Origin of the sequence: Colwellia chukchiensis (genome assembly GCF_002104455.1) — a bacterium.
Taxonomy (GTDB): Bacteria; Pseudomonadota; Gammaproteobacteria; order Enterobacterales; family Alteromonadaceae; genus Cognaticolwellia; species Cognaticolwellia chukchiensis.
In genome coordinates, this window is sequence record NZ_NBOC01000001.1 from 551,756 (window position 1) to 577,396 (window position 25,641).

24 protein-coding genes are annotated in these 25,641 nt (G+C 43.6%); 6 read left to right on the top strand and 18 right to left on the bottom strand.

What is annotated here, in order from left to right; all coding sequences use genetic code 11:
• Window positions 1-183: 183 nt before the first annotated feature.
• On the bottom strand, window positions 184-2,109 hold the full coding sequence (locus tag B6K83_RS02505) for an alpha/beta hydrolase family protein (RefSeq protein WP_158088310.1): 1,926 nt from the start codon (window positions 2,107-2,109) through the stop codon (window positions 184-186).
• Window positions 2,110-2,520: 411 nt separating this feature from the next.
• Between B6K83_RS02505 and B6K83_RS02510 the strand changes: the two genes are divergently transcribed.
• The 3 genes from B6K83_RS02510 (at window position 2,521) to B6K83_RS02520 (ending at window position 4,114) form a co-directional block, all read left to right on the top strand.
• Window positions 2,521-2,934 carry an HvfA family oxazolone/thioamide-modified RiPP metallophore gene (locus B6K83_RS02510; RefSeq protein ID WP_085282903.1) on the top strand — a complete coding sequence of 138 codons (414 nt, stop codon included), beginning with the start codon at window positions 2,521-2,523 and terminating at the stop codon, window positions 2,932-2,934.
• 128 nt (window positions 2,935-3,062) lie between these two features.
• Entirely contained in the window at window positions 3,063-3,728 is a 666-nt protein-coding gene (locus B6K83_RS02515) for an SDR family oxidoreductase (RefSeq protein ID WP_085282905.1), read from the top strand.
• 35 nt (window positions 3,729-3,763) lie between these two features.
• Entirely contained in the window at window positions 3,764-4,114 is a 351-nt protein-coding gene (locus B6K83_RS02520) for an MGMT family protein (protein WP_085283294.1), read from the top strand.
• A 71-nt stretch (window positions 4,115-4,185) separates the two neighbouring features.
• Here the strand turns inward: B6K83_RS02520 and kynA are convergent, their stop codons facing one another.
• The 9 genes from kynA to B6K83_RS02560 form a co-directional block, all read right to left on the bottom strand.
• The gene (gene kynA, locus B6K83_RS02525; RefSeq protein ID WP_085282907.1) at window positions 4,186-5,139 is read right to left on the bottom strand and encodes a tryptophan 2,3-dioxygenase; all 954 of its coding nucleotides are present in this window, start codon (window positions 5,137-5,139) and stop codon (window positions 4,186-4,188) included.
• The gene (locus B6K83_RS02530) at window positions 5,136-6,593 is read right to left on the bottom strand and encodes an FAD-dependent oxidoreductase (RefSeq protein WP_233143782.1); all 1,458 of its coding nucleotides are present in this window, start codon (window positions 6,591-6,593) and stop codon (window positions 5,136-5,138) included. Before B6K83_RS02530 ends, kynA begins: the two co-directional genes overlap by 4 nt.
• The gene (kynU, locus tag B6K83_RS02535; RefSeq protein WP_085283298.1) at window positions 6,584-7,870 is read right to left on the bottom strand and encodes a kynureninase; all 1,287 of its coding nucleotides are present in this window, start codon (window positions 7,868-7,870) and stop codon (window positions 6,584-6,586) included. The genes B6K83_RS02530 and kynU overlap by 10 nt, the downstream gene beginning before the upstream one ends.
• Before the next feature lie 13 nt (window positions 7,871-7,883).
• Window positions 7,884-8,744, bottom strand: a complete 861-nt coding sequence (locus B6K83_RS02540; RefSeq protein WP_085282910.1) for a cyclase family protein — start codon at window positions 8,742-8,744, stop codon at window positions 7,884-7,886.
• 58 nt (window positions 8,745-8,802) lie between these two features.
• Window positions 8,803-9,813: an amidohydrolase family protein gene (locus B6K83_RS18110; protein ID WP_092251218.1), complete on the bottom strand. Its 1,011-nt coding sequence runs from the start codon at window positions 9,811-9,813 to the stop codon at window positions 8,803-8,805.
• Window positions 9,814-9,822: 9 nt separating this feature from the next.
• Window positions 9,823-10,371, bottom strand: coding sequence for a 3-hydroxyanthranilate 3,4-dioxygenase (locus B6K83_RS18115; protein WP_092251217.1), 549 nt, complete (start codon window positions 10,369-10,371; stop codon window positions 9,823-9,825).
• Complete coding sequence (locus B6K83_RS02550) at window positions 10,371-10,811, bottom strand: RidA family protein (protein WP_175474801.1); 441 nt, start codon at window positions 10,809-10,811, stop codon at window positions 10,371-10,373. The genes B6K83_RS18115 and B6K83_RS02550 overlap by 1 nt, the downstream gene beginning before the upstream one ends.
• A 117-nt stretch (window positions 10,812-10,928) precedes the next feature.
• Entirely contained in the window at window positions 10,929-12,371 is a 1,443-nt protein-coding gene (locus B6K83_RS02555) for an aldehyde dehydrogenase (RefSeq protein ID WP_085282913.1), read from the bottom strand.
• An 11-nt stretch (window positions 12,372-12,382) separates the two neighbouring features.
• The gene (locus tag B6K83_RS02560) at window positions 12,383-13,171 is read right to left on the bottom strand and encodes an SDR family oxidoreductase (RefSeq protein ID WP_085282915.1); all 789 of its coding nucleotides are present in this window, start codon (window positions 13,169-13,171) and stop codon (window positions 12,383-12,385) included.
• Between the two features lie 289 nt (window positions 13,172-13,460).
• On the opposite strand from B6K83_RS02560, the gene B6K83_RS02565 reads away from it, so the two are divergent.
• Window positions 13,461-14,798 (top strand): amidohydrolase, encoded by a 1,338-nt coding sequence (locus B6K83_RS02565; RefSeq protein ID WP_085282917.1) that lies wholly within the window; start codon window positions 13,461-13,463, stop codon window positions 14,796-14,798.
• A 239-nt stretch (window positions 14,799-15,037) separates the two neighbouring features.
• Here B6K83_RS02565 and B6K83_RS02570 read toward each other — a convergent pair whose 3' ends face one another.
• Entirely contained in the window at window positions 15,038-15,514 is a 477-nt protein-coding gene (locus tag B6K83_RS02570) for an Hsp20 family protein (protein WP_085282919.1), read from the bottom strand.
• A gap of 354 nt (window positions 15,515-15,868) precedes the next feature.
• The gene (gene tpx, locus B6K83_RS02575) at window positions 15,869-16,507 is read right to left on the bottom strand and encodes a thiol peroxidase (protein WP_092251216.1); all 639 of its coding nucleotides are present in this window, start codon (window positions 16,505-16,507) and stop codon (window positions 15,869-15,871) included.
• Between the two features lie 197 nt (window positions 16,508-16,704).
• Between tpx and B6K83_RS02580 the strand changes: the two genes are divergently transcribed.
• Window positions 16,705-17,793: a response regulator gene (locus B6K83_RS02580; RefSeq protein ID WP_085282923.1), complete on the top strand. Its 1,089-nt coding sequence runs from the start codon at window positions 16,705-16,707 to the stop codon at window positions 17,791-17,793.
• A gap of 2 nt (window positions 17,794-17,795) precedes the next feature.
• The gene (locus B6K83_RS02585; RefSeq protein ID WP_085282925.1) at window positions 17,796-18,755 is read left to right on the top strand and encodes a GGDEF domain-containing protein; all 960 of its coding nucleotides are present in this window, start codon (window positions 17,796-17,798) and stop codon (window positions 18,753-18,755) included.
• 65 nt (window positions 18,756-18,820) lie between these two features.
• Here B6K83_RS02585 and B6K83_RS02590 read toward each other — a convergent pair whose 3' ends face one another.
• From B6K83_RS02590 to B6K83_RS02615, 6 genes are all read right to left on the bottom strand, one after another.
• The gene (locus B6K83_RS02590; protein WP_085282927.1) at window positions 18,821-19,195 is read right to left on the bottom strand and encodes a VanZ family protein; all 375 of its coding nucleotides are present in this window, start codon (window positions 19,193-19,195) and stop codon (window positions 18,821-18,823) included.
• Complete coding sequence (locus tag B6K83_RS02595; RefSeq protein WP_092251215.1) at window positions 19,195-20,856, bottom strand: amidohydrolase; 1,662 nt, start codon at window positions 20,854-20,856, stop codon at window positions 19,195-19,197. Before B6K83_RS02595 ends, B6K83_RS02590 begins: the two co-directional genes overlap by 1 nt.
• A 157-nt stretch (window positions 20,857-21,013) precedes the next feature.
• Complete coding sequence (locus tag B6K83_RS02600; protein WP_085282929.1) at window positions 21,014-22,231, bottom strand: ABC transporter permease; 1,218 nt, start codon at window positions 22,229-22,231, stop codon at window positions 21,014-21,016.
• 26 nt (window positions 22,232-22,257) lie between these two features.
• A complete protein-coding gene (locus tag B6K83_RS02605) occupies window positions 22,258-23,568 on the bottom strand; it encodes an ABC transporter permease (protein ID WP_085282931.1) in 1,311 nt (436 codons plus the stop codon).
• A 32-nt stretch (window positions 23,569-23,600) separates the two neighbouring features.
• The gene (locus B6K83_RS02610; protein WP_085282933.1) at window positions 23,601-24,302 is read right to left on the bottom strand and encodes an ABC transporter ATP-binding protein; all 702 of its coding nucleotides are present in this window, start codon (window positions 24,300-24,302) and stop codon (window positions 23,601-23,603) included.
• Between the two features lie 58 nt (window positions 24,303-24,360).
• Entirely contained in the window at window positions 24,361-25,638 is a 1,278-nt protein-coding gene (locus B6K83_RS02615; protein ID WP_085282935.1) for an efflux RND transporter periplasmic adaptor subunit, read from the bottom strand.
• Window positions 25,639-25,641: the final 3 nt, after the last annotated feature.

The following is a 25,641-nucleotide window of genomic DNA, read 5'->3' on the forward strand; positions in this document are numbered from 1 at the left end:
GCGATTACGGCGTAACTTAGGGCAGGTATACTACCCTAAGCTAAAGCGAATAGGAATGCTAGCTCAGATACTTCTTAGCAGCGCCGTACTCTCTGTTCGTCGATGATAGTCGCATAGCCTAAAACAGAAGTTATGCTGTTGTTGCTATTGATTATGACTTTACTAAATCAATCAATGGTCAAGTTAAATTATACTTTTGTTTAAAAAAGCTAACACATTTTTCATATATTCAGCTTGGTTTTCAGGGTTATAAAATCCATGACTTTCGCTGCTAAATTTATGCCAAACATAAGGTTTTTGGGCTTGTTCCAATGCAGATATTAAACGAGCGGCATGTTCAAATGGTACTTGTTTGTCTTTTTTACCGTGGGCAATCATTAACGGAATTTTGATCTGCTCAACGTGATGCACTGGTGACATGCTTTTATGTATGGCTTGATCTGCTCCTAACGTGCGCGTTAAGTAAGCTTTGCCAAAGCGTAAATTTTGAATGTTACCCTCATCGAACATCAACTCGAGATCATAAACACCAGCATAAGCAATCGCGCAGCGGTAGGTTTCAGGATATTTTATCGCACTTTGAATGGCAGAATAGGCACCAAAACTCGAGCCCATAATACAAGCTTTGTTTTTAGCTGCTAGGCCTGCATTAATAGCCCATTGGTAAGCTTCGTAAATATCTTGTTGAATAAGTGAGCCCCAATTGCCGTATCCTGCTGCTTCAAAACTCGCGCCGTAACCCGTTGAGCCGCGAAAATTTACCTGTAAAACAGAATAACCATTTAAGGCTAAATATTGTACTGTTGGTGAGTACTGCCAATTATCACGATCATGAGGTCCGCCATGTACGAGTATAACGGTTGGTGGAATGGCCCCCTTAACTTGTTTTTTTGCTTGGGTAAAGTAGCCTCTAATTTTTAGCCCATCGGACGAGGTAAATTCAATGGGATCCGTGTAAGCTAATTGCTTCGCGTCTACTTTAGGGTAGTATTTAAATAAACTGCTCAGCTTATTATTAACAAGGTCATAAATGTAAAAGCGACCTGCTTCAATATCTGACGATACACGGACAATATAAATATCGCCTTTTTCTGTTCGGCTGGTGATGTCGATAGACTGGTCAGGAAAGGTAGCAACTAATTGTTTAAAAACTTGAGTTTCCTTTAGCTCTTTATCTATTAAATAATAGCTAGGAAAGCCATTGCTGGTCGCAACCGCATAAATATTTTTTTCATCACTGGTGAGTTTTATTTGGGTAATATCACTTTTATTATCAGAAATAATCGGCTGCATTTCACCCGTGTGTAAATTTAATTTAAATAAGCCTCTTTTATCTTGTTTAAAATTATCTAATACTAATAAATTATCGCCTGAATCATCTAATGTAAGGGCTTTAAAGTTAGAGCCATATTTGTCTGATGGTAACTTTTGCCATTGATCGCCTTTGCGTACATGCACTTCTTTACGGTATTGATCACTTAAGCCGGTAAGGGCCATAACGTCACCCTTGGTGTCGGTAATGTAGCTGGCATAAGGCACGGGGGCGCCAATAACCAATTTCTTTACTTTACCGTTGTAAATATTGAGCTTATAAAGGCCTGAAATTGTGCTCCCCCAAGGAGTTGAGCTAATTAATATATTTCTTTTATCGTCAGGCAATATGTCAATGACATCGGCCCAGCCATCTATTTTCTTTTTCTTTTTTAAGCGATGCCCTAAATCAGTATCTACATTACGGTAACCATAAATGAGTTCGCCGGCGCTCCCGTCGATGTTAACCGCGAATAATTCGCCATAAAATTGTAGTTGTTCTAGCCAAGGTTCGCGTTGATGTATTTTTATGACCACACGCTCGTTATTGGCCCAAAAGTAACTACCCACTTCATTTTTGCCTGGTAATGTGGTGGAGCCTGACATTTTCATGGTTTTACGATTGATAAAAATTAATGCTCGCTTGCCGTTAGCGTCCATTACCGCCGCAATATGTTTGCCGTCAGGAGATATTTTTACTGCTTGATATTTTTTTCTTTCGAATAAGTGCGCCCAGTCTTCCGCTTGCGCTGAAGTGATACTAAGTACCAATAATAGCGATAAGTAAATTGCTTTCATCGTTAAAATCCTTTTTTTGCGTTGGCTGTTAAACATTCCGTTACAAAGATGTTAACAGTTTGTTTAATTATCAGCAAATCCAAATCAAGTGCAACGTTCTTAGAGTTAGCTAATTAAATCACAGGCTTACTGAACGCTATTTCTTTGTTGTGGGTTGTTTAAGAGCGCAGTGTATTCATTGCTATAACATGGCTATGCTATGCGACTTGAAGCTAGTGTGGTGATTTATTTTTTACTTGTGGTTTCATAAAGATAGCGCTAGTCTCAAAGGTGTTATAAGAAATATATGGCTTGTTAAATGTCGTGCTATAAATTAGTAACGCTTGAAATTTAATTAGCTTGGATATGGTCTTTTGTAATTAGCTATACATATAGATGTAGTGTCAATTTGAAAACTAAAAGGAAAAAGTGATGAAATTAATTAAAAAATCTTCGATGGCGGCTTTGTTAGGCCTATTTGCATTAGCGGTTGCGGCTACAATGCCGGTAAAAGCTGAAACTAATCCATTTGCCACTCCTGAAGTAGTGACGCTTGTGTCAGCTGATAACCATGAGAAAGGCAAATGTGGTGAAGGTAAATGCGGTGAAGGCAAAATGAAGCACAAGGCCAAAGGCAAATGCGGTGAAGGTAAAATGAAGCACAAAGCCAAAGGCAAGTGTGGTGAAGGCAAGTGTGGCGAAGGTAAAATGAAGCACAAAGCCAAAGGCAAGTGTGGTGAAGGCAAATGCGGCGAAGGTAAAATGAAACGCAAAGGCAAGTGTGGTGAAGGTAAATGTGGTGAAGGTAAAGCGAAAAAAATGAAAGAAGGTAAGTGTGGCGAATAAGCCCAATGCTAACTTTTGCTTAAGTATCAATTAGGCTTTATCATTACCAACACAATTAAGATTAAAAACCACTTCAGCGTAAGTGGTTTTTTCATTTTTATAACAAGAAACATACTTAGGAAGTTGATATGAGTAAAAACGTAGTAATTACTGGCGCGAATCGGGGCATTGGTTTGGCAATGACGAAACACTTTCTCGCTCAGGGTGAGCAAGTGTTTGCCTTGTGTCGGCAAGCATCAGCTGAGTTGTCTGCACTGGCCGTTAATGTGATTGAAAATGTCGATGTGGCGAGCGAAAGTGGTTTAGATACTATGGTTAGCGCCTTGGCCGGCGTAAGCATTGATGTATTGGTGTGTAATGCCGGTATTTTGCGTGACGAAAGCCTAGGCAAGTTAAGCATTGCCACCATCAGAGAGCAGTTTGAGGTGAACGCGTTAGCGCCGCTTTGCGTAGTTGAACGCTTGCATACACAATTAAACCCGGGGGCAAAAGTTGCCTTAATCACCTCGAGAATGGGCTCTATTGCCGATAACAGCTCAGGTGGACGTTACGGTTATCGTATGTCAAAAGCAGCGTTAAATGCCGCAGCTATGTCGCTACGCCATGACCTCGCGGCACAAAATATCGCTGTTGGTATCTATCACCCCGGTTATGTACAAACCGACATGGTGAATTACGGTGGTGATATTAGTGCTAATGAAGCCGCTGGAAAATTAGTTAATTTGATTAACCAATTAACCATGGCGGAGTCTGGCGTTTTTAAACACTCTAATGGCAGTGTTTTGCCTTGGTAAATCGCGCTGAAACTGCGTTGACAAGGTGCGTCGCTATCAACGAGAAACACAAAAAAATATGGCAAACTGTGCAGGCTATTCCTTATGGAAAGGTGGCCTGTTATGGTCAAATAGCTGATTTAGCCGGCTTGCCTGGTCGCGCGCGTTTAGTGGGTAAGGCGTTAGGGGCAGCGCCCAAGCAGGGCTGGCGCGATCAAGCTGTGCCTTGGCATCGGGTGATCAATGCCCAAGGTAAAATCTCCTTTGCCGCCAACAGCGAGCACTTTCAACAACAGAAAAAACTATTGCAAGACGAGCAAGTAGTGGTTATTGCTGGCAAGGTAAAATTATCAGACTTTCAATGGCAACCTGATTTAGCAGAGTTGTTATTTGTTCTACAAGAATAAGTTTACAACTATGGCGAACACCCGAGATAGCTTGCTAGGTAGCCGCCTTGATAGCAAGCCTGCGTAGCCGGTTATAAGTGGGTACGAACTTCAAATAACTCAGGGAAAAAGCTGATATCTAAGGCTTTTTTTAAAAAGCCAACACCAGATGAGCCGCCAGTACCTTTTTTATAGCCTATGATGCGCTGCACTGTGTACATATGCTTAAAACGCCATTGCTGAAAGGCATCTTCAATATCCACCAGTTTTTCAGCCAGTTCATAAAGCTCAAAATATTGCTCAGGTTTTCGGTAAACACTTAGCCAGGCGTCAAGTACACTATCGTTTCGCTGATATGCTTGGCTAACATCGCGCTGAAGCAGTGTGTTATCTATTGGAAAGCCGGCCTTGGTTAACGCGATAATTACTTCATCGTATAAGCTATTTTTTCTCAGTAAGTTACTCAGCTCTTGGTAGGCACTACTGTTAGCTTGATGGACGTTAAGCATGGCAGCATTTTTATTACCCAATAAAAACTCAAGCTTACGATAGCCACAACTTTGAAAACCCGATGAGCGGCCTAAGTCATCACGAAACTTTAAATAGTCACTCGGGGTCAAGGTCGCTAATATATTCCAAGACTGGGTTAGCTGCATAAATATTTGTTTAACCCGCGCAATCACTTTAAATGCCGGACCAAAATTTTCAGCTTGAATAAAGCCAATGGCACTTTGTAATTCATGACCGGCCAGCTTTAACCATAACTCGCTGGTTTGGTGAATAATAATAAACAGCATTTCGTCATGCTCGCTAGTTAGCGGCTGTTGCGCTGACAATACTTGCTCAAGGCGCAGGTAATCGCCATATGACATTTCATCATTAAAGTCTTGGTGTATGCCTGACTCAAGTGGGCGTGTATTGTCATCCGCGTTGACATTGTTAGCCGAGTCATGAAAAGGGCAATTGCTGAGCGGCTCTGTAGTTGATTTTTTCTGTTTGTTAGCCTGTTTTTTCGAGCCGGTTTTCTGGTTTTCGCCGTTAGTCATGACTCTGTCCTTGTGGGGGATTTATTGCAAAATTTGGCGCTTGGTTTTTTAAATGCCGTTTGCGCGAGTTGGTAAAGTTTTTGGTAGACAAAGTCTTCTTGCCAGCAACTTTCTATGTCCGGAATTTGCATTATTTGTTGCATGACTTGTTGTTGCATATCACCGATCATTAGGGCTTGCGAGTAAGGCAGGTGTGGTGAAAAAGTCACCATGGCATACAGGGGGGTCCACAACTCGGGGTGACGCTTGTGAAATTCTGCTTCGATATTCTTTTGCAATAAAAAGTCAGCCTGACCAGACAACTCACTCATTTCAATAAAGTTTCGCTGTGCTAATTCGGTAATGGCATCGGCATTGATTTTGCGTTGCGCTTGGTAGGCTGGCAATATTTTTGACCAATCGTGTTGATGCGCAGTTATTAACTCTGTAAGTACACGACAGTCTTCAAAGCCGCAGTTTAGTCCTTGACCATAAAATGGCACCATGGCATGAGCAGCATCGCCAATAAGCGCAACTTTATTGTTGATCACCCAAGGGTCAACCTGCACTAAAAATAGTGGGTTGGCGCTTTTTTCCATAAACTCATCCACGGGATTTTCCAATAACGGCATGGCATCGGCAAAGTGCGTTGCAAAAAACTGCTCAACCTCAGCACGTTCGGTTAATGACGCAAATGACAGCTCGCCTTGAAAATCAAGAAATAGTGTACAAGTAAATGAGCCGTCAGGGTTTGGCAAGGCAATGAGCATAAACTGCTTGCGTGGCCAGATATGCAGCGCATTTTTAGCCATTTTATATGAGCCGTCGGTATTGGCAGCAATATGCAATTCAATATAACTTTGTGGCATATAAGTTTGTTGATAACTAAAACGGGGTGTTTCTTGGGCTAAACGTCGCACTTTAGAATAGGCGCCGTCAGCACCAAACAATAAATCTGCGGCTATTTTTTCAAGCTGATGCTCGTGCATAAAGCTGGCGCTGGCAGTGTTAAAGTCGACATCCACTAAGCGTTGCTCAAATTGCAGCTCGATGAGTGGCTCTTGTTCGGCTAAGCCCAATAATTGCTCGTTAATGCCAGCACGCGATACCGACCAAATGGCTTGTGACTTTTTACCATAAGCTTGCTCAGTAATCGTGCCGTCAACGGCATGCATAACACGTTTGTGCATGGCAATGGCCTGTTGTTGCACTGCTTTATCGAGTCCAACCGCGGCAAGTGCTAGCCAACCGCGATCAGATATCGCAATATTAATGGACTTACCTTGGTAGATATTTTTGATGCGCGAGTCAGGTCGCGATTCAAATAACTTAATTGAGTAACCTTGGCGCGCTAACATGACCGCCAATAAGCTGCCCACAGGTCCAGCGCCTGCGATGGTAATGTGTTTTCGCGCCTGAGCTTTTTTGTCTGCTTTCGCTTTAGCGCTGGCGAGCATTCTGCTTGTTAACGACATTCAAGGCACTCCTTGAGTATGTTGACAAAATGATAAACGTCTTGAAAACTGTTGTACAAAGGCACAGGGGCAACACGAATCACATTAGGCTCGCGCCAGTCGGTGGTGACGCCATTTTCGTCTAACGCTTTAAACAACGCTTTACCGTCAAGACCGGCAAGCTTGACCATTAATGACAGCTGACAACCTCGCTCGGCGGGGTTGTTTGGGGTAATAATGCGAATTTTATCACTAAGCTCAGCGGTAAGTCGCTGCGTTAGGTACTGAGTTAATAACAGTGACTTTTTACGCAGTGCCGGCATGCCGCCCGCTAAGGCAATGGTATCGAATGCACCGCGCACTGCTGCAAGCGACAATACCGGCGGGTTTGATAACTGCCAACCTTCGGCGCTTGGGATCGCTTGAAAGTTATTGTCCATATTAAAACGGCTTGATTTGTCGTGACCCCACCAACCGGCAAAGCGGTTAAGCTCGGTATTTTTAACATGGCGTTGATGGATAAAACACCCAGCGACTGAGCCAGCACCACTATTAAGGTATTTATAACTGCACCAACAGGCAAAATCGACTTGCCATTCATGCAAAGATAGTTCGATATTGCCGGCGGCATGGGCTAAATCAAAGCCCACTTTTATACCTTTGGCATGCGCTGCGCTTGTAATACGCGCCATATCTAATACTTGGCCAGTATAATACTGTACGCCAGGCAGTAAAATGAGTGCAATTTCATCGCCATGTTGCTCGATAATTTGCCAAAGATCTTGATAGTTAAGCAGCTCTTCGCCTGCCCTTGGTGACCATAACAGCAAATTGTCTTCGACACTTATACCGTGGTGCTTGAGTTGTGAAGTAACCGCATAATGATCAGATGGAAAGGCATGATCTTCAATTAAAATTTTGCTGCGTTGTTGATTCGGCTGATAAAAACTCACCATCATTAGGTGTAAATTAGCGGTTAATGAATTCATCATCACCACTTCTTCAGGCAGAGCGCCAACAATTGCAGCCGCTTGCTCGGTTAAAAACTCATGATAAGGTAGCCAAGGAAAGTCACCTTCAAAGTGGCCTTTTACGCCACGCGTTTGCCATGCATCGAGTAGCTCTATAACCGCAGCACGGGCAAGTTTTGGTTGTAAGCCTAATGAGTTACCTGTGAAGTAGTATTCGTCGCGGCCATTCGCTTGTTTAGGTATGGCAAAGTGGGCACGCATTGGTGCCAGCGGGTCTTGTTGATCTAGCTGTTGGGCATACGCTAAGGTGTTGTGTTTAATACTCATGTCTATCTCATTATTATTGTTGTCCATGGGATTCGTTTACCCGCAGCGCTTGATATAAAACTGGACGACTGGGCGCGGCGTCAGTGATAAAAGCCGGTGTTTGCAAGTTAAGAAAATAAAAACCATCGCTTAGGCTATTATCGATATACGCCATTTCGGTGATGGTTTTGTTAACCAAGCTTGTAGGGCTTGCTTGATGCGAGCCTGCGCTGACTTGCCAAAACAAACGGTGGCAGGTCAGTAATCCTTGATCATTTGCTCTATCTAAAGACGGTAAGTCGAGCAGTAAGTGTTCAACGCCACGTTCATTGAGATAGCACACGGCGTCAGCAGTGAAGAACGCCGGCTGCTTTTCATCGTTGTAGTGCTGGTGACACTTATCGGCGTTGTTGGGCAAGGTTCTAACCACTAAGGCTTGTAATTGATGCTTTGTATACGGTGCGAGTTGTTGCTCAAGTTGCCGGCGGCCAATAACCCTGTCATTAGCCTCAAGACTAGGGCGATAGTGATCTTGGGTACAACTTGCGGTTATTGGGCTTAGGGTAATTAAGGTGCAGGGGATTAACGGTGGTAACGCTAGTGCTGAAACAGCTATGCTTAATGGATGATCTGTATGGCAAATATGGGCAATGGTTTCGGTATGTGTGCCATGACAATGTGGGTTTATGCTTAACTCTAACACATTACAACTACCGCCTTTACGGGTATCGCCAATAAAGTCACCCGCCTGCATCGCGCTTGCTAATGCAGGCGTTGCGCCAAAATGACTGGGCTGATTGTGCGCGTGTAAAAAATCTAATGGAATGGCTAGCGAATGACCCTGTTCGGTATTTATGATGTAATTATGCTCGGCGAGGCTGATAGCGATCTTCATGCTTTGCTCCTTAGCTTATACTTGAAGCAAACGCTAAAGCTAGGTGATTGCACACAAATCATAAAAACTGCGCCTTGTTTAAACCTAGCCAATTTAGCGCGCTACCATGGAGTAATTTCGCTTTGATATCTGGAGCAAAGTCACTGGTTTCAATTAACTTGCCTGGGCTGAGCTCACCTAAGGGGAATGGGTAGTCGCTGCCAAGGGCAATATTATCGGCGCCCATAAGCTCCACTAAGTATTTTAAGGCAAGGGGATCATGTACTAAGGAGTCGAGGTAAATTTGTTTTAGAAAGTCGCGTGGGTTAGCCGAGCAATCAACGGCACATAAATCGGGTCTGACATTAAAACCATGTTCGATACGGCCAATAGTCGCGGGGAAGGAGCCACCACCATGGGCAAAGGCTATTTTTAGTTTCGGTAGTCGCTGCAAAACCCCGCCAAATATCATCGAGCAAATCGCTAAACTGGATTCAGCCGGCATACCCACTAGCCAAGGTAACCAGTATTTTGGCATTTTCTCTTTTGCCATCATGTCCCAAGGGTGAACAAATATGGCGGCACCGAGATCTTGTGCGGCCTGAAATATTGGGAAAAGTTGCGGGTGATCTAAGTTCCAATCATTAATATGTGAGCCTATTTGCACGCCAGCTAAGCCGATGTCATTGACACAACGTTCGAGTTCTTTTATTGCTAAATCAGGCGCTTGCATGGGTAACGTACCTAGTCCGACAAAGCGTTTAGGGTGCTCGCTGACAATGCTGGCGATATGATCATTTAAAAACTGTGATAAATCCAAGGTATCTTTTGGCTTAGCCCAGTAATTAAACATCACAGGCACAGTAGACAATACTTGCACATCGATATTGTGTTGCTGACAGTCTTTTAAACGTATCTTGGGATCCCAGCAATTGTGCGCGATTTCACGAAAAAATTTATCGTCTATCATCATGCGTGCACAACCACATTGATGGTGATCTAAACTAACAAAGCCGCCATAGCCGTATTTTTCACGCAAATTTGGCCAGCTTTTCGGTAAAATATGGGTATGAATATCTATTTTTAGCATGCTGACATCCTAAGTTCTTTCTGCACGAAAACCACATTGTTGACACTGGCAATGTTGCCGGTCGCCATAAAAGTTATTGAACACTTTCGGCAAGTCAGTTTCGATATTTTTTAAACTAAATTGTTCGCTGTAGAGTGGGTTATTACATTGCTGACAAAACCAAAACAGGGCATCTTGCTGCGTGGGCGCACGTTTTTGTTCAACCACAAGACCTATGCTGTTTTCAAAGCGCTGCGGTGAATGTAGGACTTTAGGCGGCAGCATAAATATTTCCCCTGCCTTGATATGAATATCAGTAAACGTAGGTGCGCGACTATTGTTGGCGTTACTGGCATAGTCTTGGTTGACCACCTTAAGCACCATTTCACCTTGCAATTGATAAAATAACTCAGGGGTTGGGTTGTAGTGAAAGTCGCTGCGCTGATTGGGCCCACCAACCACCATAACAATATAGTCATCTTGCTGAAATAGTTGTTTGTTGCACACTGGCGGCTTGAGTTGTTCGCGATGTTCGTCAATCCAGGCGTGTAAATTAAAGGGCATGCTGAAGTTAGCCATTATTTAGTCTCCGTTGCAGTTTGAGTACTCAAGGCAGCGATACACTTTAATTCAATGGCAATAGGCGTAGGTAATTTGTTCACCTCAACTGTGGTGCGACAAGGCATGTTGTCGGCAAAATATTGCGCGTATATGCGGTTGTAGGTGGCAAAGTCATCCTTGATATTGGTTAAAAATACCGTGACATCAACTAAGTCTAACCAATTAGCGCCGGCTGAGGCTAAGATAGTTCGGACATTTTGAAAGACACTATGACATTGTGCCTCAATGTCGTAGCGGATTACTTCTCCGTTAGCATCAAGCTCAACCCCAGGAATGGTTGCGCTGCCTGCTTGGCGAGGGCCAACACCCGATAAAAACAGTAAATTGCCCACTTGCCTGGCATGTGGGTATAAACCCACTGGTTTTGGCGCCTGATCGACATTGAAAGCTTCTGACATAATATTACCCGTTTAAGTTGTTATTATTATCGCCATATAGCGATGTTTATGTTTATAGGCTTTTACTTATCCTTGACCTTATCTTTTTATTCGCCTCGCTGGTTTGCGGCTTAATTGTTAGTATTTCACGCAAACATTTTTACTTTCCGTGAAAAATCGCATCGCGTCTAGGCCACCTTCACGGCCAAGCCCTGAGTGTTTCATGCCACCAAAAGGGGTGCGTAAATCCCTAAGTAGCCAACAATTTATCCAGACAATGCCGGTATTGATATGCTCAGCTAACTGATGAGCTCGGGTTAAATTATTGGTCCATATTGTGGCGGCAAGACCGTATTGGCTGTCGTTTGCCAGTGCTAAGGCTTGCTGGTCGTTATCAAAGGGCTGAATGGTTATAACTGGACCAAAAATTTCTTCTTGGTTAGCGCGAGCACTATTGGGTAAGTTTTCCATGATAGTGGGCTGGAGAAAGTAACCCTGTTGACAGCGACCTGTTAGTTGCACTTGTTGACCACCGATCAAAATTTTAGCCCCTTGCGCTTTGGCATCATCGAGATGGCCGAGTACTTTGTCTAAATGCGTTTTTGAGACCATGGCGCCCATTTCGCAGTCGTCGTGCAAGGGATCACTCGGGCTTAGCGCCCGAGCCTTGGCTACTAGGGCTTGCTTAAACTTGTGGTAAATCGAGCGTTCAATATACAAACGTGACGCGCACAAGCAAATTTGCCCTTGGTTGGCAAAGCTAGCGCGAAATACTTGCTCAAGGGTATCTTCAAAGTCGCAATCAGCAAAAATTAAGGCCGGATTTTTCCCCCCTAATTCTAGCGAGAGTTTTTTAAAGCTCGGCGCGACCAGTTGCGCTATGACCGCGCCGGTTGTTGTGCCGCCGGTAAATGAAATTGCTGTTATTTTCTTATGTTGGCATATCGCCTGACCAATATTTGTGCCACGCCCGTGCAAGATATTTAGTACGCCGTTAGGCAAACCGACCTTTTGGCAAATCTCACCAAGTATCGCGGCGGTTTTTGGAGTTACTTCCGACGGTTTTGCAATCACACAATTGCCAGCAGCTAAAGCGGGCGCAATTTTCCAAGTAAATAAGTACAGCGGTAAATTCCAGGGCGAAATACAGCCAACAATGCCAATGGCGGGCCTGAGCGTATAGTTAATGGCACTACCGACCATGGCGTGTGCTTCACTGGCAAACTGTGTACAGGCATGAGCAAAAAACTTAAAGTTACTGGCAGCGCGCGGAATATCAACGGTGCGCGCCAATGTGACCGGCTTGCCGTTATCTATGGCTTCGGCGATTGCCAGTTCGTCAAGTCGGTTGTTAATTTCATTGGCGATAGCTAATAAGTAATCAGCGCGTTGCTCTAGCGCCATGCTTTGCCATGCGGGTAGCGCTTTTTCTGCTGCTGTGACCGCTAGTGCTAAGTCTTGTTGGCAGCTATCAGGGAGTTGACCATACACTTTGCCCGTTGCTGGTTCAATATTATCAAGGTATTGCTGTGCAAGCGGCGCTTGATATTGACCATCAATAAAGTTTGCTAAGATATCCATGGCTCTCTCTTTTATAAACAGCTAGTGCGACCACCATCAACAGGTAAGTTAATACCGGTAATATAACTGGCCGCCGGTGAGGCTAAAAAGGCAGCTGCAGCGGCGAACTCTTCAGGAGCGGCAAAGCGCCGGAGCGGAATTTGTGCTTGTTCATTCAGTGTGGCTTGTTCAATGCTGATATTTTGTTTTTTTGCCTTGCCGGCAATAATCGCGTCTAAACGCGCGGTGGCAGTAGCGCCGGGTAGTACATTGTTGACGGTTATCCCGAATGGACCAAGTTCGTTAGCCAAAGTTTTAGCCCAACTGGCGACGGCGCCGCGTATGGTGTTTGACACCCCTAAGCCGGCAATAGGTTGCTTTACTGAGGTAGAAATAACGTTAATAATGCGGCCGAATTGTTTGGCTTTCATGCTGGGAAGCAGCGCTTGAACTAAGTGGTGGTTAGTAATTAAGTGCAAATTAAAGGCCTCTATAAAGTCACTAACGTCAGCGCTATTGGCAGGGCCTGGCGCTGGTCCGCCGGTGTTGTTGAGTAAAATGTCATATCCGGTATTTTCTATAACATCTTTATTAATTACGCTTTTAACTTGTTCAGGTTGCGTGAAGTCAGCAATTAGGATTTTGTGCGTTTGACCTTTTAGGCAAGATAATTGGCTTTTTACTTGCTCAAGCTTGCTTTGGTTGCGAGAGAATAAGGTGACACTGGCGCCTAAATTAGCCAGTTCGAATGCACAGGCGCGGCCTATACCTTGGCTACTACCACAAACGAGTGCCCGTTTGCCGTCTAAATTAATATCCATTGCTGCCTCTATTGTATTTATTTTATCCACTTTTTTAGCACATTAAAAAATTAAATGTCAGTTAATACTGTCAGCTTTAATTGCCGCTTGCAGATGCTAGATCCTATGCTGACAAAAAGAAAACTATCGCTAAAAGGGAGCCGTTTAGCATAAATAACAAGACATTGCGCAGTGGGCTAGGTAGAGTAAGCGTTATGCTATTTAATGCATAAGCCGTTAACCGTGCTCGTATATACCTGTTATAAACACTCGGTGCGAGCAACCATTCGATATACACATGGAGTAGAAAATGAAACGTAACGCACTCGCGATCTTAATTGCCTCATCTTTGGCAATATCTTCTTTGACCAGTAGTACAGTGTTAGCATCTGAGCAAGCGGCGGCAAACTATATTGCCAAGGATTATCAGCAACATTTAGCGCCATTGTGGGATCACTTTCATCGCAATCCTGAATTATCCTTAATGGAAGTAAAAACCGCGAAACGTTTAGCTAATGAGTTAAGTGCGGTTGGCTATGAAGTCACCCAAGGAGTAGGGGGAACGGGCATAGTGGCAATCATGAAAAATGGCCCAGGTCCTTTGGTAATGGTGCGCGCAGATATGGATGGTTTGCCTGTGGTTGAGCAGTCAGGCTTAGCGAATGCCTCAACCGTTAAAATGCAAGATTGGCATGGTGAAACCGTAGGCGTTATGCATGCTTGTGGTCATGATGTGCATATTACCAGTTTAGTCGGTACCGCACGTTATATGGCTGATCATAAAGATAAATGGTCGGGAACATTGATGTTAATTGGGCAACCTGCCGAAGAGCGTGGACCGGGTGCTTCGGCTATGATGGCAGATAATATCTGGCAGCGTTTTGGTCAACCTGATTATGCGTTTGCATTTCATGTCAGCGCTAACGCCGAAGCAGGAAAAGTGATAGTTGATGAAGGCTCACCGTATGCCGGCGCCGATACGGTTGATATTACCATTCATGGTGTTGGTGCCCATGGTGCTTCACCGCATCAAGGTAAAGACCCAATTGTTATCGGTGCACAATTAGTCAATAACTTACAAACCATTATTAGTCGTGAATTAGCGCCGCGTTATGCTGGTGTGATCACCGTTGGCGCTTTTCATGCGGGCACCAAGCACAATATTATTTCCGATCAGGCAAAATTACAGCTCACCGTGCGCAGCTTAACCCCAGAAGTACGTGAGCAACTACTCACTGCCATCAAGCGTGTCGCAATAGGCACCGCGCGCACGGCTGGTGTGGCTGAAGATATGTTGCCTGAAGTGGTTGTCAGTGAGTTTTCATTTCCGCCCACCTTTAATGATCAAAAATTGGCAAAACGCTTGAAGCGAGTATTAGCAGATAAAATGGGGCCCGAGGCGTTAATACCGCCGGCAGAAACCGGTATGGGGGCAGAAGATTTTGGCTTCTTTACTACCGATCCCTATATTCCCAGTGTGTATTTTAAAGTTGGTGGCACGCCAAAAGCTGACTTTGAACGTGCTGCAGCAGGCGGCCCTGCAGTCCCTAGTCACCATAGCCCGCAATTTAAAATAACGCCAGAGCCAGCAATCAGATCGGGAGTAGAGGCAACCATACATGCCTTGCTCGATGTAATGGCGAAGTAAGCTGCGTCTTTGCAATGCTAGCCTATGATGAAAAGCAGCAAGGTAAGCCTACTTTGTTGCTTTAACGCCTAACCACAAGTACTGGTGATCTTAAGTAGGGTAATAGTATAAATAGCTTGTACCCTAAGGCAGGACTAAGGCGAGATTCTGGCGGATAAGCCTTAAACGGTAAGGTAAAATAAAAAAGCCCAGTCTAAGACTGGGCTAAAATAAAGGGAGAGATTATCTAGATAATTTAGCTATGTGCTTAGCTTTTTTTCTTCTAAGCTTTTTTGCTGCATCAAGCTTTTACCATTAATGGCAATTTTTCTTGGCTTTAATGCTTCTGGAATTTCACGCTCAAGGTCAATGTGTAGTAACCCGTGCTCAATAAAAGCACCAATGACTTTAACGTGATCACCTAGCTGAAATTTACGCTCAAAGCTGCGCTCGGCTATACCTTGATGCAAAAATTTACGCTCGTTGTTCTTATCATCACTGGCTTTAGTGCCGGTCACGATAAGGGTGTCTTGTTTTGATTCAATATCCAGTTCTTCTTCCGCAAAACCAGCGATGGCCATGGTGATGCGATATTGATCATCCGCAAGTAACTCAATGTTATACGGCGGGTAAGAAGACTGTTTGTCTGCTCTTGAGGCTTTGTCGATAAGACCCGCTAAGTGGTCGAATCCGATAAATGAGCGGTAAAGTGGGCTGAAATCTGTACTTGTACGCATAATTCATATCCTATTAAAGTTTAGCAATATGTTGTCTCTGTTAATGCTTTAAAATGCCAAAACCAGCCAGTGCTGCGAATTATTACATCAAAAGATATTATACAGAGTGTTTATGTGCCTTTCATTATTGAACAGGCGGTTAATGTAGACCCTATTGGCGACTACAATACTATAGATGGGCTCACTGGGAATTATTTCAAGTGTTAACGTTAAATTTTTTTATTAAAAATAATGGTTTTTTATTTATGTTACTGATTATGTTGTTTTTTTAGTCATAAGTGCTTTGCTGTTAGTCAACACTTATGACGGATATTGGCTTATGAACAGTAAGCAAGTCACCATTACGTCATGGCGTTAACGATCGCTGTTTGCCTCCACAAGATCTGAAGACGTACTTAGGGCTTTTAACGTCGTTAACGCGGTATCGTAATCTGGGTGTTGGGAAATATTTGCCACCAACTCTTTGTAGGCAATGATACCATCAGTATCTATGATAAAAATTGCACGGGTTAACAGCCCCATGTCTTTAATCAATAAGCCATAGTTTTCGCCAAAGTTTCGCCAAACCGCATCTGATAACACCTTGATATTATTAACTTTTTCTGTTTTGCAAAAACGTTTTTGTGCAAAGGGTAAGTCATTGCTTATCGTAAGCACGACAACATCGTCTGCTAAGTTAGCCACCTCATCATTAAAGCGCTTTGTTTGAATAGAACAGACACCGGTATCTAAACTCGGTACTACTGAAATTAATAACGGCTGATTTTTAAAATCAGCTAAAGTGACGGGTGAAAACGACTCGGTGACCACTTTAAAGTCGGGGGCCTTATCACCAACGGCAACTTGGTTACCTAATAAAGTTACATATTTATTACCCGCCATGACTAAATTGGTGGTTTCTGTTAGCTCTGTCGCTGTAGCTTGCACTAGCGCTGAAGTGAAAAAAGTAGCACTTATCAAGGCAATTACTGGCAATTTTAAAATATTCATCATGTTAGTGTTTACTTAAGGTAAAATATTGTTCAAGCTTACCTTTGTCGAAGCGAAAATGCGAATAAAAGCTGTGTAATTTTCCAAAATACACAACTGTTTATCTATATCGTGTTGATGCGTTTCGAGTGTCTGTATTTGTGATGATTTTTTGCTAAAAATATGATGGAGCATTTTACCTAGCAAGATAAGGTTTTTTTATGGCTACCCCTCTACTTATTTGTGACGATTCTAATATGGCGCGTAAGCAAGTTGCGCGCTCTTTGCCAGACGGTTGGGATGTAGATATAACCTTTGCCAGCAATGGCCTTGAAGCTATTGCGGCAATTAAAGCCGGTAAAGGTGATGTTTTATTGCTGGACTTAAATATGCCAGAAATGGATGGTTATCAAGTCTTAGAAGCTATTCTTAAAGAAGACTTGCCAACGGTAGCGGTTGTGATCTCAGGCGATATTCAACCGGAAGCCCATCAAAGAGTAAAAAGTTTAGGCGCGCTAGACTTTATTAAAAAACCGGTAGATAAAAACAAACTCACTGAAATATTACTCGCTTACGGCTTGTTTAATAAACAGGAGTTAAGCGAGCCGCAAACCGATCACCAGACTAGCGCTGCAACCAAGCGTGATGCGCAGCCTTTAGCCAGAGCTGCGCCGGTAGCTAAACCCTTTGCCGCGAAGTCTGATGCCATAATGATGGTAAATAATGAGATGCGCGATTGCTATCAAGAAATTGCCAATGTTGCTATGGGGCAAGCAGGCGACTTATTGGCGCGCTTATTGGACGTTTTTGTGGTGTTACCTATTCCTAACGTCAACTTAATTGAAGTTAGTGAACTCACCATGGCGTTATCTGATGTAGAAAATAAAGAAAAAACCTCGGGTATTTGCCAAGGCTTTATTGGCGCGGGTATCTCAGGTGAAGCACTGTTAATTCTTAATGACTCTAGCTTTCAGGATGTTGCTGCGTTAATGAAATATGAGCAAACACTGGACAGTAATATTGAGTTAGAGCTGTTAATGGATATGGCTAACTTGCTGATTGGCGCCTGTTTAAATGGTATTTCGGCGCAATTAGATATGTCGTTTAGTCAGGGGCACCCTATGGTACTCGGGCAGCACAGACAAATTGCCGAGTTAATTGCCAGTAATACGAAAAAATGGCAAAAAACACTGGCCATTGAAATTAGTTATAGTATTGAAAATTACCCGATTAAATGCGATCTGCTGTTGCTTTTTACTGAAGAGTCAGTAGCGACTTTAAATAATAAAATTGCTTACTTGTTGGATTAATCATGTCAGGACAAAGCGAACAATTAAATGAAATTCATTGGTTAATGGAAATGCTCCACACCATAGATGTGGGCTTAGTGGTGCTTGATAGGGATTATACCATTCAAATTTGGAATGGTTTCATGGAGAACCATAGTGGCTTATTGCCGCGTGAAGTTAAAGACAAAAAGCTGTTTGACTTATTTGCAGAAATCCCTAAAGACTGGTTTCTCAGAAAAGCTGAGTCAGTATTTTTATTGAAGAACAAAGCTTTTACGATATGGGAGCAGCGGCCTTATGTTTTTAAATTCAATAATTACCGACCAATCACAGGAACGGCTGATTTTATGTATCAAAACACGACATTTATTCCATTAATGTCGTCAACCGGGCAGGTTAGCCATTTATGTTTATTGGTCTACGATGTTACCGACAATGCTATTCACAAAATGGAGTTGGAAAAAGCTAATGCTGACTTAGCCATTTTGAGCCAAACCGATGGATTAACGCAGCTTTTTAACCGCAGTCATTGGCAACAATGTCTTGAAGCTGAGTTTAAGCGTTTTACTCGTAGCCAAAATATCAGTAGTTTGGTAATGCTAGATATAGATCACTTTAAGGCGGTTAACGATAACTATGGTCACTTGGTGGGGGATGATGTTATCCGCCACTTAGCAAAAGCCTTGCGTGAACAAGTGCGAGAAACTGATATTTGTGGTCGTTATGGGGGGGAAGAGTTTGCTATTTTGTTAGCCGACACCGGCGCAAATGATGCGCTGGTATTTGCCGAACGGCTACGAAAAACAATTGCAGACGCGCTGGTTATTTACAATGATATTGAAATTAAGTACACCATCAGCATAGGTATCGCTGAGATAAAACCAGAGCTAGGCAGTGCCGCACAGTGGTTAGAAAATGCTGATACAGCACTTTACCAATCAAAAGCAAACGGCCGTAATCAAGTGACAATTTTTCAATCATAAGCCATGAAGCACATGGTTTTTGTCGCAAACGATCACGGCTTGCTTTTGCTATATCTGCTGACATTTCAACTCAAATTAATGTCCTTTGGCGAGATAAAATAACGTATGGCATAGGAAAGGATAATGGCGATTAATACACCACAGGTGTTAGCCGCCAGATCTAGCCACTCGCCATAACGATTGACATGCGGCTGGATTAATTCAATTGCGCCGCTCCAAGCAACAAAAAACACTGCTAATAGCAACCAATATTTAGGGCGTCGTATCGCTGCAGGGAGCATCAAGGCGCAATAACCAATAAAGTGATGAGTTTTATCACTGCCAGGGGCTGGCGGTAAGTAGTCTGCTGGAAATAAAGAGCCGGCGGTGATTAGCGTTAAAATAACTAAGCTAATGGCTAACCAAAACCGACTCACTATTTGGATCAAAGTAGCTAGCATTATTTTTGATAAACCAAGTTACCGTTCACCCAAGTTTTTTCGACGTTTATCTGCCAGATGTTTTCTGCTGGTATCGTAAATAAGTTATTGTCGAGCAATATAAAGTCGGCTTTTTTGCCGGCTGCAAGGCTGCCAATAATATGCTCTTGATGACCGGCATACGCGGCATCTAAGGTAAAGCTTCGAAACGCTTCAACAGCCGACATTTTTTCTGCTGCAAACCAACCACCTTGTGGCTTGTTGTCATGATCTTGGCGGGTTATTGAGGCATGTAAACCATAGAAAGGGTTGGGTGACTCAACCGGAAAGTCTGAGCCGGCGGCAATAATGGCATTGGCATCGAGTAATTTACGCCAAGCGTAGGCACCTAAAATCCGGTTCGGGCCTAGCCTGTCTTGAGCCATGTTTTTATCACTAGTGGCATGCGTTGCTTGCATAGCGGCAATTACGCCAAGCTCAGCAAATCTGGGAATATCTTCTAGCCGTAGCACTTGTGCATGCTCAACGCGGTGGCGCAGCGCTTTGCTATCGCTGGCTTTGATCAGCTTTTCATAACTATCAAGTACCAATTTATTGGCGTGATCGCCAATTGCATGGCTATTGACTTGAAAGCCATGCGCCATTGACGTTTGCACAAGCTGTTCAAACGCTGCTGGGGTATTTAACAACAATCCTTTATGACCTGGGTGATCAGAATAGTCAGCCAGTAAAGCTGCGCCGCGGCTACCTAAGGCCCCATCGGCTTGAATTTTTACACTATTAAAGCTCAGCATGTCATCTGGGCTACGGTAATGGCCTTGCGCTAGGGTTTGCTGCCATTGCGGCGATGGTAGGTATAACATAGCGTTGACCCGAATAGTCATGGCATTTTCTTGACTGAGCTCTTTAAATGCCAGAAGATTTTCACGGTCGATACCCGCGTCATGAACACTGGTTAAGCCGTAACTGGCTAACGAGTCCATGGCTTTGATCAGCACTTGTTTTTGTTGTTTGATAGTTAGTGGCGCAATGCTGTTATCTATTAATGCCATGGCATTATCGATAAAAACACCGGTTGGCATACCTTGGCTATCTTTAATGATTTCGCCACCTTCAGGTGATACCGTATCTTTATTGATACCGGCTAAAGCCATAGCTTTAGTGTTAGCCCAACCGGCATGACCATCGACACGCTTTAGCCAAACCGGGCGATCAGGAAATAGTGCATCTAAGCTTTTAGCACTGGGAAAGGCATTGCTTGGCCATTGGCTTTGATTCCAGCCACGCCCTTGTATCCAAGTTAACGTGGTGTTGGCTTTGGCATAGGCTAGGGTTTTATTGACCGCATCTTGCTCAGAGCGGCTATTAACGAGGTCTGCGCGCAATAAACTTAACCCGTAATTGAGAATATGACCATGAGAGTCTATTAAACCCGGTAGTAGGGTTTTACCCTCACCGTCAATTATCGTTAACCCTTTGTGGCTAGGCAGTGGCTCAGAAGCCGAATATATTTTGTCTATTTTATCATTGGTAAAGGCAATCGCGCTGAACTGGCTAAGCTTGTTGTCGGCTATGGTATAGCCTTGAATATTTTTAATTAATGTACTTTTTGCTAAGACCAATGCAGGGCTGAGTGTCAATAACAATAAGCTTGCTGTAAACGTGCGCGCGATCATCTTCATTTTATTGCCTTTATTTAGCGTTATTTTCGCTAAATACTAGCATGAAGCATGGACAAGTTTTTAGTTTTTCTTTTTAGCCTTATCGGCTCTGCAAAATAAAATTAGGACCGAGAAGGTCCTAATTTTTCTTGTAAACCTAGCGCATAGCTAATGCTTTTTATACCGTTCTGGTGGCACTTGCCGGTGGGATCAAGGCCGCTTTTCTGGCGGGGTAAAGTACCGCTAATTGCCCGACAATAAATAGCGCGATAACACCAAAGGCGATTAATTCAACCCCGATAGGGGCAAAGTTAAAGGTATTAACCAACCAGATATTTAGCGCAATAGCACCGATGCAGCCTAGCGTGACACCAATGCTTGAAATAAGAAAGTTCTCCAGCATAAAGTAACGCATTATTTGCCCCTTGGTCGCCCCTAATGCGCGGCGGGTGCCAATTTGTTTTACGCGCCGGTTAATGCTGAAAATGGCTAAGCCGACGATGCCAAAGCCAGTGATCAAGGTTAAGGTTATCACCACAGTGATGAGAATTTTATTACTGGCATTGTGTTGCTGATAACTACGGGCTCGGGTTTCTTCCACTGTGGTAACGCGGCGGATAATGCGCTCTTTATCACTTTCGGCTAAGGCTTTTTCAATAATAGGCATTAAACGATCACGTTGGCCTGGCTCAGTGCGAATATAGTAATAGCTACCTTTTGAAGCACGATGAAAGGGCACTAACATACTACGCTCAACACCATTCCAGCCATTCCAAGGGGCCTGTAGTGCCTTAACCACGCCGATTATTTGCATGGGTTGATGCTGTGAGATATAGACAGTGTTGCCAATCGCTGCTTGCCAATCATCTGGGTATAAGCTTTCGGCAAAGGCTTGGGTAATAATGGTTTTTGACGGCCATGTGGATTGACCATCTTGACGAATTTCTACGTCGGCTTGACTAAAGTTAGTACCGGCGATTAGCGTTAAACCTAAGCTGTTGATACCGTGCTCGTCAACCAAATAAATGGCAGCGCCAATGGCATCTTTATCTTCACCTGGCTGGTGTTGTAGCGCCATTGACCAACCACTGCCACTTAACGGCACGGCATTAATTTGCACTGCATCAATAACCCCTGGCGTATTGCGTATGGTATGCAAGTCGGTTTGCAGGTGCGAGATAATATTATAGTCTTGCGCAAAGATAGTATTGGTTAAGTAAAAGCTATTAGCCTCGTCTAAACCGCTGGCGCGTTGCATTTGCTGTTGACGCTCTAGGATCATAAAAATGGCATTGACCATGATGGCCAAAGTTAAAGCAATTTGCAGTGCAATGAGTAGCGCACCTATTTTATTACGCGCTAATGCGCGCAGTATCAGTCCGGTTTCTAACATCATAATTTCCTATTTTAGTTAGCGAGCATTTATTGGCTTTTCAGTTGTTGTGCTGGCTGTATGTGACAAGCGCGCCAAGTTGGGTATAAGCCTGCAAGTATGCTAGAAAATAGCGCCAGCACGACTGCCAAGCCTGCCATTTTGCTATCTAGTGTGGCTAAGTCTTTCATGGCGTCACCATAAAGTAGCTCAATACCCTGTAAACCAAAGTAGGCTAGTATCAAACCTAATATGCCACCGATAATGCCGATACAGGCTGACTCAATGATATATTGGTAAAACAAGGTGCGTTTACTGGCACCAAGGGCTTGCCTTAAGCCAATTTCCGGTGCTTTGCCTAAAAATTTTGCCAGCAATAAGCCCACGGTGTTAAGTAAGCACACCATTAAAAACATAAACGACATTGCCATCATCATTTGTGCATCATCTGCCACCACTTCTTGTGACGCTAACCATTGCATAACATTGCTTAAGCGGTTATCTATCGGGCGTTGAAAACGGCCAAGCTGTTGCTGCTCTTGAACGTAGGCGTTGAGAAATTGCATATACTCTGCTTTTTCTTGTGCACTATTTAACTGCACCCAAAACTGTGTCCAAATACACTCTGAAGCTAGAAAAGCCTGAAAGCCATCGCCAGTTGGCTTCCAGCAATTGGTATTACCCGAACGGGATATTTTTTCATCAGCAATTAAGTGAAACGGCACAAAGATATCTTCCGTATCGTTAAAAGCGCCGGTGGTAATATCATAAAAACGCGGCTTTGGTTGCCAGTTGTCAATGACCCCGACGACACGATACATGTTACCGGCGAGTTTGATGGATTGGCCCACTGAGTTTTCACCGCCAAAAAGCTTTTCATTGCTTGCTTTGCTTAGCACCACCACATGCTCTTTGTTGTCATCACTTGCTTGTGACCAAGGGTTACCGTAAAGAAAAGGCACATTAAACATAGTAAAAAAGTCAGCTGTATTTGCCCGGGCATTGACTATTAATGGCAGCATGTCAGGATCTGTTGGCTCAATAACAGCAAAGGCTTGCGCTTGCACGCTTTGTCGAAATGCTTGCTTGGCACGCATTAGATTAGTTGCATCGGTATAGGTTAATTGATCGGGTGGGTTTAAACCGTCATCAAAGGGATCGTTCACATCCCAACTATCAAGTTGGACATAGAAAAGTTGTTCACTTTGCTCTGGGATTGGGTTCGACGACATTAAATAGTTCACCGTCACGGTAGTAATGGCGGCGCCTATTCCTAAGCCGATAGCAGACACCATTAACAGGCTTAAGCCCCAGTGGCGTAAAATGCTGATCCAAGCAAGTCGTAAATAATAATTAAACATACAAGTGTCCTTGTTTATGTGATGTTAAGGTTTCAGGCAATGGCTTGCTTGTTCAGTATGGGTGCGCTTTGTTGCTCATTCACCTGACCATCTTTAACTTGTATGGTACGCTTTGCACGCGCCGCTAATTGTGCATCGTGGGTTACCATAATAATGGTAGTGCCTTGTTGGTTAATCTCTTCTAGTAATGCCATCACCCCTTGAGCCATTTCCGAGTCTAAATTGCCAGTTGGTTCATCCGCTAATAGGAATCTTGGGCTGGTGGCTAGGGCTCTGGCGATGGCAACGCGCTGCTGTTGTCCGCCGGAGAGTTGGCTAGGGAGATGTTTCATCCGTGTTGCTAAACCAACCCGCTCGAGGTTTTCTTCAATTCGGCGTTTGCGCTCTTTGCTGTTAAAGCCACGATAACGCAACGGTACATCGACATTGTCATACAGGTTTAAATCAGGGATTAAGTTAAAGCCTTGAAAAATGAAACCAATTTTTTCATTGCGTAAGCGAGAGCGGCCGTTGTCATTGAGTTTGCCAACGTCCTTACCGTCTAATAAAAACTCACCACTACTGTAAGTTTCCAGTAAACCCGCAATGTTTAAAAAGGTGGTTTTGCCTGAGCCAGAAGGGCCGGTAACACTGACAAACTCGCCCTCGTTAACGTGCAAACAAAAATCGCGTAACGCATGAGTTTGAATGTCGGCTGTTTGAAATATTTTATTAATGTTGTTCATTTCTAGCATGATGTATTCCTTTAGTATTTAGCTACGCTTGTTCGCTATTATTTATGTTGTTTGCAAGTTACTCACTCAGTAACACTTGTCTTGCGTCATTAAAGCTGTCGGTACCTGAGATAATGATCTGATCACCAACGTCAAGGCCGTGTAATATTTCGACATGGCTTAAGCTTCGCGCCCCAGTGCTAATGGCGGTTTTTTCTGCTAAGCCATCGCGCACTTTATAAGCAAAGCGACCACCACTGCTTTCTAAAAACTGCCCACGTTGTACTTGCAAAACATCGGCTTTGTATTCAAGAATAATTTGCGTGTTTAAGCGTTGGTTCTGCCGCAGCTTTGTTGGAATGTCATTAATAAAGCGCACTCGCCCAGTGACCTGGTTATTCAGTATTTCGGGGGAAATCGTCACTAAGCGAGCACGAAAGGGCTGTTGTTCAAATTGAATATTAACTTCCATGCCTAGCGCTAAGTCATCGGCATAGCTTTCAGGAATTTCAATTTCAACTTCAAACTGTGATAAGTCGACTATGGTTAAAATAGCTTGGTTTTTACTTAAAAACGTTTTGTTGGCGGTACTTAAATTACCAACAATACCCTTGACCGGAGCACTAATGCGCAAACCATCTACTTGGCGTTGCAGTTCTTGTACTAATAAGGTTTGTCGTCTGATGTCTAACTGCAGTGATTGGCTATCAAAGTCAAGACTTTCGGTATTTAGTGCGGCGTCTTGTACCGCGTGTTGATGTTGTAAGCTGGCATGCTCTAACTCATCTTGGGCTTTTTCATAATCAATTTGGCTAATGGCATTCTTTTGAAAACCTAAGTCAGCGCGCCGCTTTTCACGTTTCGCCGTGATCAATTTAACCTTGGCTAAATCAACCGCTTTTTGATCAATTAAGCGCTGCTTTTTTGCTTGAATTTTCTGACGTTGCCAGCTTGATTGTAAGCTTTGTAAAGTTGCTTGTTGTTGAAATAATTGGCTATTAAGCTCTGGGCTTTCAAGTTCGGCAATAATCTGCCCTTGCTTTACCTCATGTCCTGCCTCTATTAATAAGGTAATTGTGCCGTCAGCTGGGCTATAAACGGTTGGACTGACCGCAGCAACAACGCGCCCTAACACAGAAATATCTCGGATAAAGTCACCTTGGCTAATGGTGGCAATACGCACTCTATCTCTGGCAATTGTGTGTTCAGCTAGACTCCAACGTGAAGCCGACGGTGCTACTTGCCAAATAATAGCGCTGCTTAATATTAGGCTTAATATGATAATGGTCCAGCGTTTTTTAGCTGAAGTAGCCACACTTATTTTACTGTCTTGTGCACTGGTGTCTTTAATCGACATGAC

Bases quoted from the DNA above. Each gene is read 5' to 3' on its own strand.
- B6K83_RS02505 (WP_158088310.1), bottom strand. From the start codon at position 2,109: ATGAAAGCAATTTACTTATCGCTATTATTGGTACTTAGTATCACTTCA.
- B6K83_RS02510 (WP_085282903.1), top strand. From the start codon at position 2,521: ATGAAATTAATTAAAAAATCTTCGATGGCGGCTTTGTTAGGCCTATTT.
- B6K83_RS02515 (WP_085282905.1), top strand. From the start codon at position 3,063: ATGAGTAAAAACGTAGTAATTACTGGCGCGAATCGGGGCATTGGTTTG.
- kynA (WP_085282907.1), bottom strand. From the start codon at position 5,139: ATGACTAACGGCGAAAACCAGAAAACCGGCTCGAAAAAACAGGCTAAC.
- B6K83_RS02530 (WP_233143782.1), bottom strand. From the start codon at position 6,593: ATGTCGTTAACAAGCAGAATGCTCGCCAGCGCTAAAGCGAAAGCAGAC.
- kynU (WP_085283298.1), bottom strand. From the start codon at position 7,870: ATGAGTATTAAACACAACACCTTAGCGTATGCCCAACAGCTAGATCAA.
- B6K83_RS02540 (WP_085282910.1), bottom strand. From the start codon at position 8,744: ATGAAGATCGCTATCAGCCTCGCCGAGCATAATTACATCATAAATACC.
- B6K83_RS18110 (WP_092251218.1), bottom strand. From the start codon at position 9,813: ATGCTAAAAATAGATATTCATACCCATATTTTACCGAAAAGCTGGCCA.
- B6K83_RS18115 (WP_092251217.1), bottom strand. From the start codon at position 10,371: ATGGCTAACTTCAGCATGCCCTTTAATTTACACGCCTGGATTGACGAA.
- B6K83_RS02550 (WP_175474801.1), bottom strand. From the start codon at position 10,811: ATGTCAGAAGCTTTCAATGTCGATCAGGCGCCAAAACCAGTGGGTTTA.
- B6K83_RS02555 (WP_085282913.1), bottom strand. From the start codon at position 12,371: ATGGATATCTTAGCAAACTTTATTGATGGTCAATATCAAGCGCCGCTT.
- B6K83_RS02560 (WP_085282915.1), bottom strand. From the start codon at position 13,171: ATGGATATTAATTTAGACGGCAAACGGGCACTCGTTTGTGGTAGTAGC.
- B6K83_RS02565 (WP_085282917.1), top strand. From the start codon at position 13,461: ATGAAACGTAACGCACTCGCGATCTTAATTGCCTCATCTTTGGCAATA.
- B6K83_RS02570 (WP_085282919.1), bottom strand. From the start codon at position 15,514: ATGCGTACAAGTACAGATTTCAGCCCACTTTACCGCTCATTTATCGGA.
- tpx (WP_092251216.1), bottom strand. From the start codon at position 16,507: ATGATGAATATTTTAAAATTGCCAGTAATTGCCTTGATAAGTGCTACT.
- B6K83_RS02580 (WP_085282923.1), top strand. From the start codon at position 16,705: ATGGCTACCCCTCTACTTATTTGTGACGATTCTAATATGGCGCGTAAG.
- B6K83_RS02585 (WP_085282925.1), top strand. From the start codon at position 17,796: ATGTCAGGACAAAGCGAACAATTAAATGAAATTCATTGGTTAATGGAA.
- B6K83_RS02590 (WP_085282927.1), bottom strand. From the start codon at position 19,195: ATGCTAGCTACTTTGATCCAAATAGTGAGTCGGTTTTGGTTAGCCATT.
- B6K83_RS02595 (WP_092251215.1), bottom strand. From the start codon at position 20,856: ATGAAGATGATCGCGCGCACGTTTACAGCAAGCTTATTGTTATTGACA.
- B6K83_RS02600 (WP_085282929.1), bottom strand. From the start codon at position 22,231: ATGATGTTAGAAACCGGACTGATACTGCGCGCATTAGCGCGTAATAAA.
- B6K83_RS02605 (WP_085282931.1), bottom strand. From the start codon at position 23,568: ATGTTTAATTATTATTTACGACTTGCTTGGATCAGCATTTTACGCCAC.
- B6K83_RS02610 (WP_085282933.1), bottom strand. From the start codon at position 24,302: ATGCTAGAAATGAACAACATTAATAAAATATTTCAAACAGCCGACATT.
- B6K83_RS02615 (WP_085282935.1), bottom strand. From the start codon at position 25,638: ATGTCGATTAAAGACACCAGTGCACAAGACAGTAAAATAAGTGTGGCT.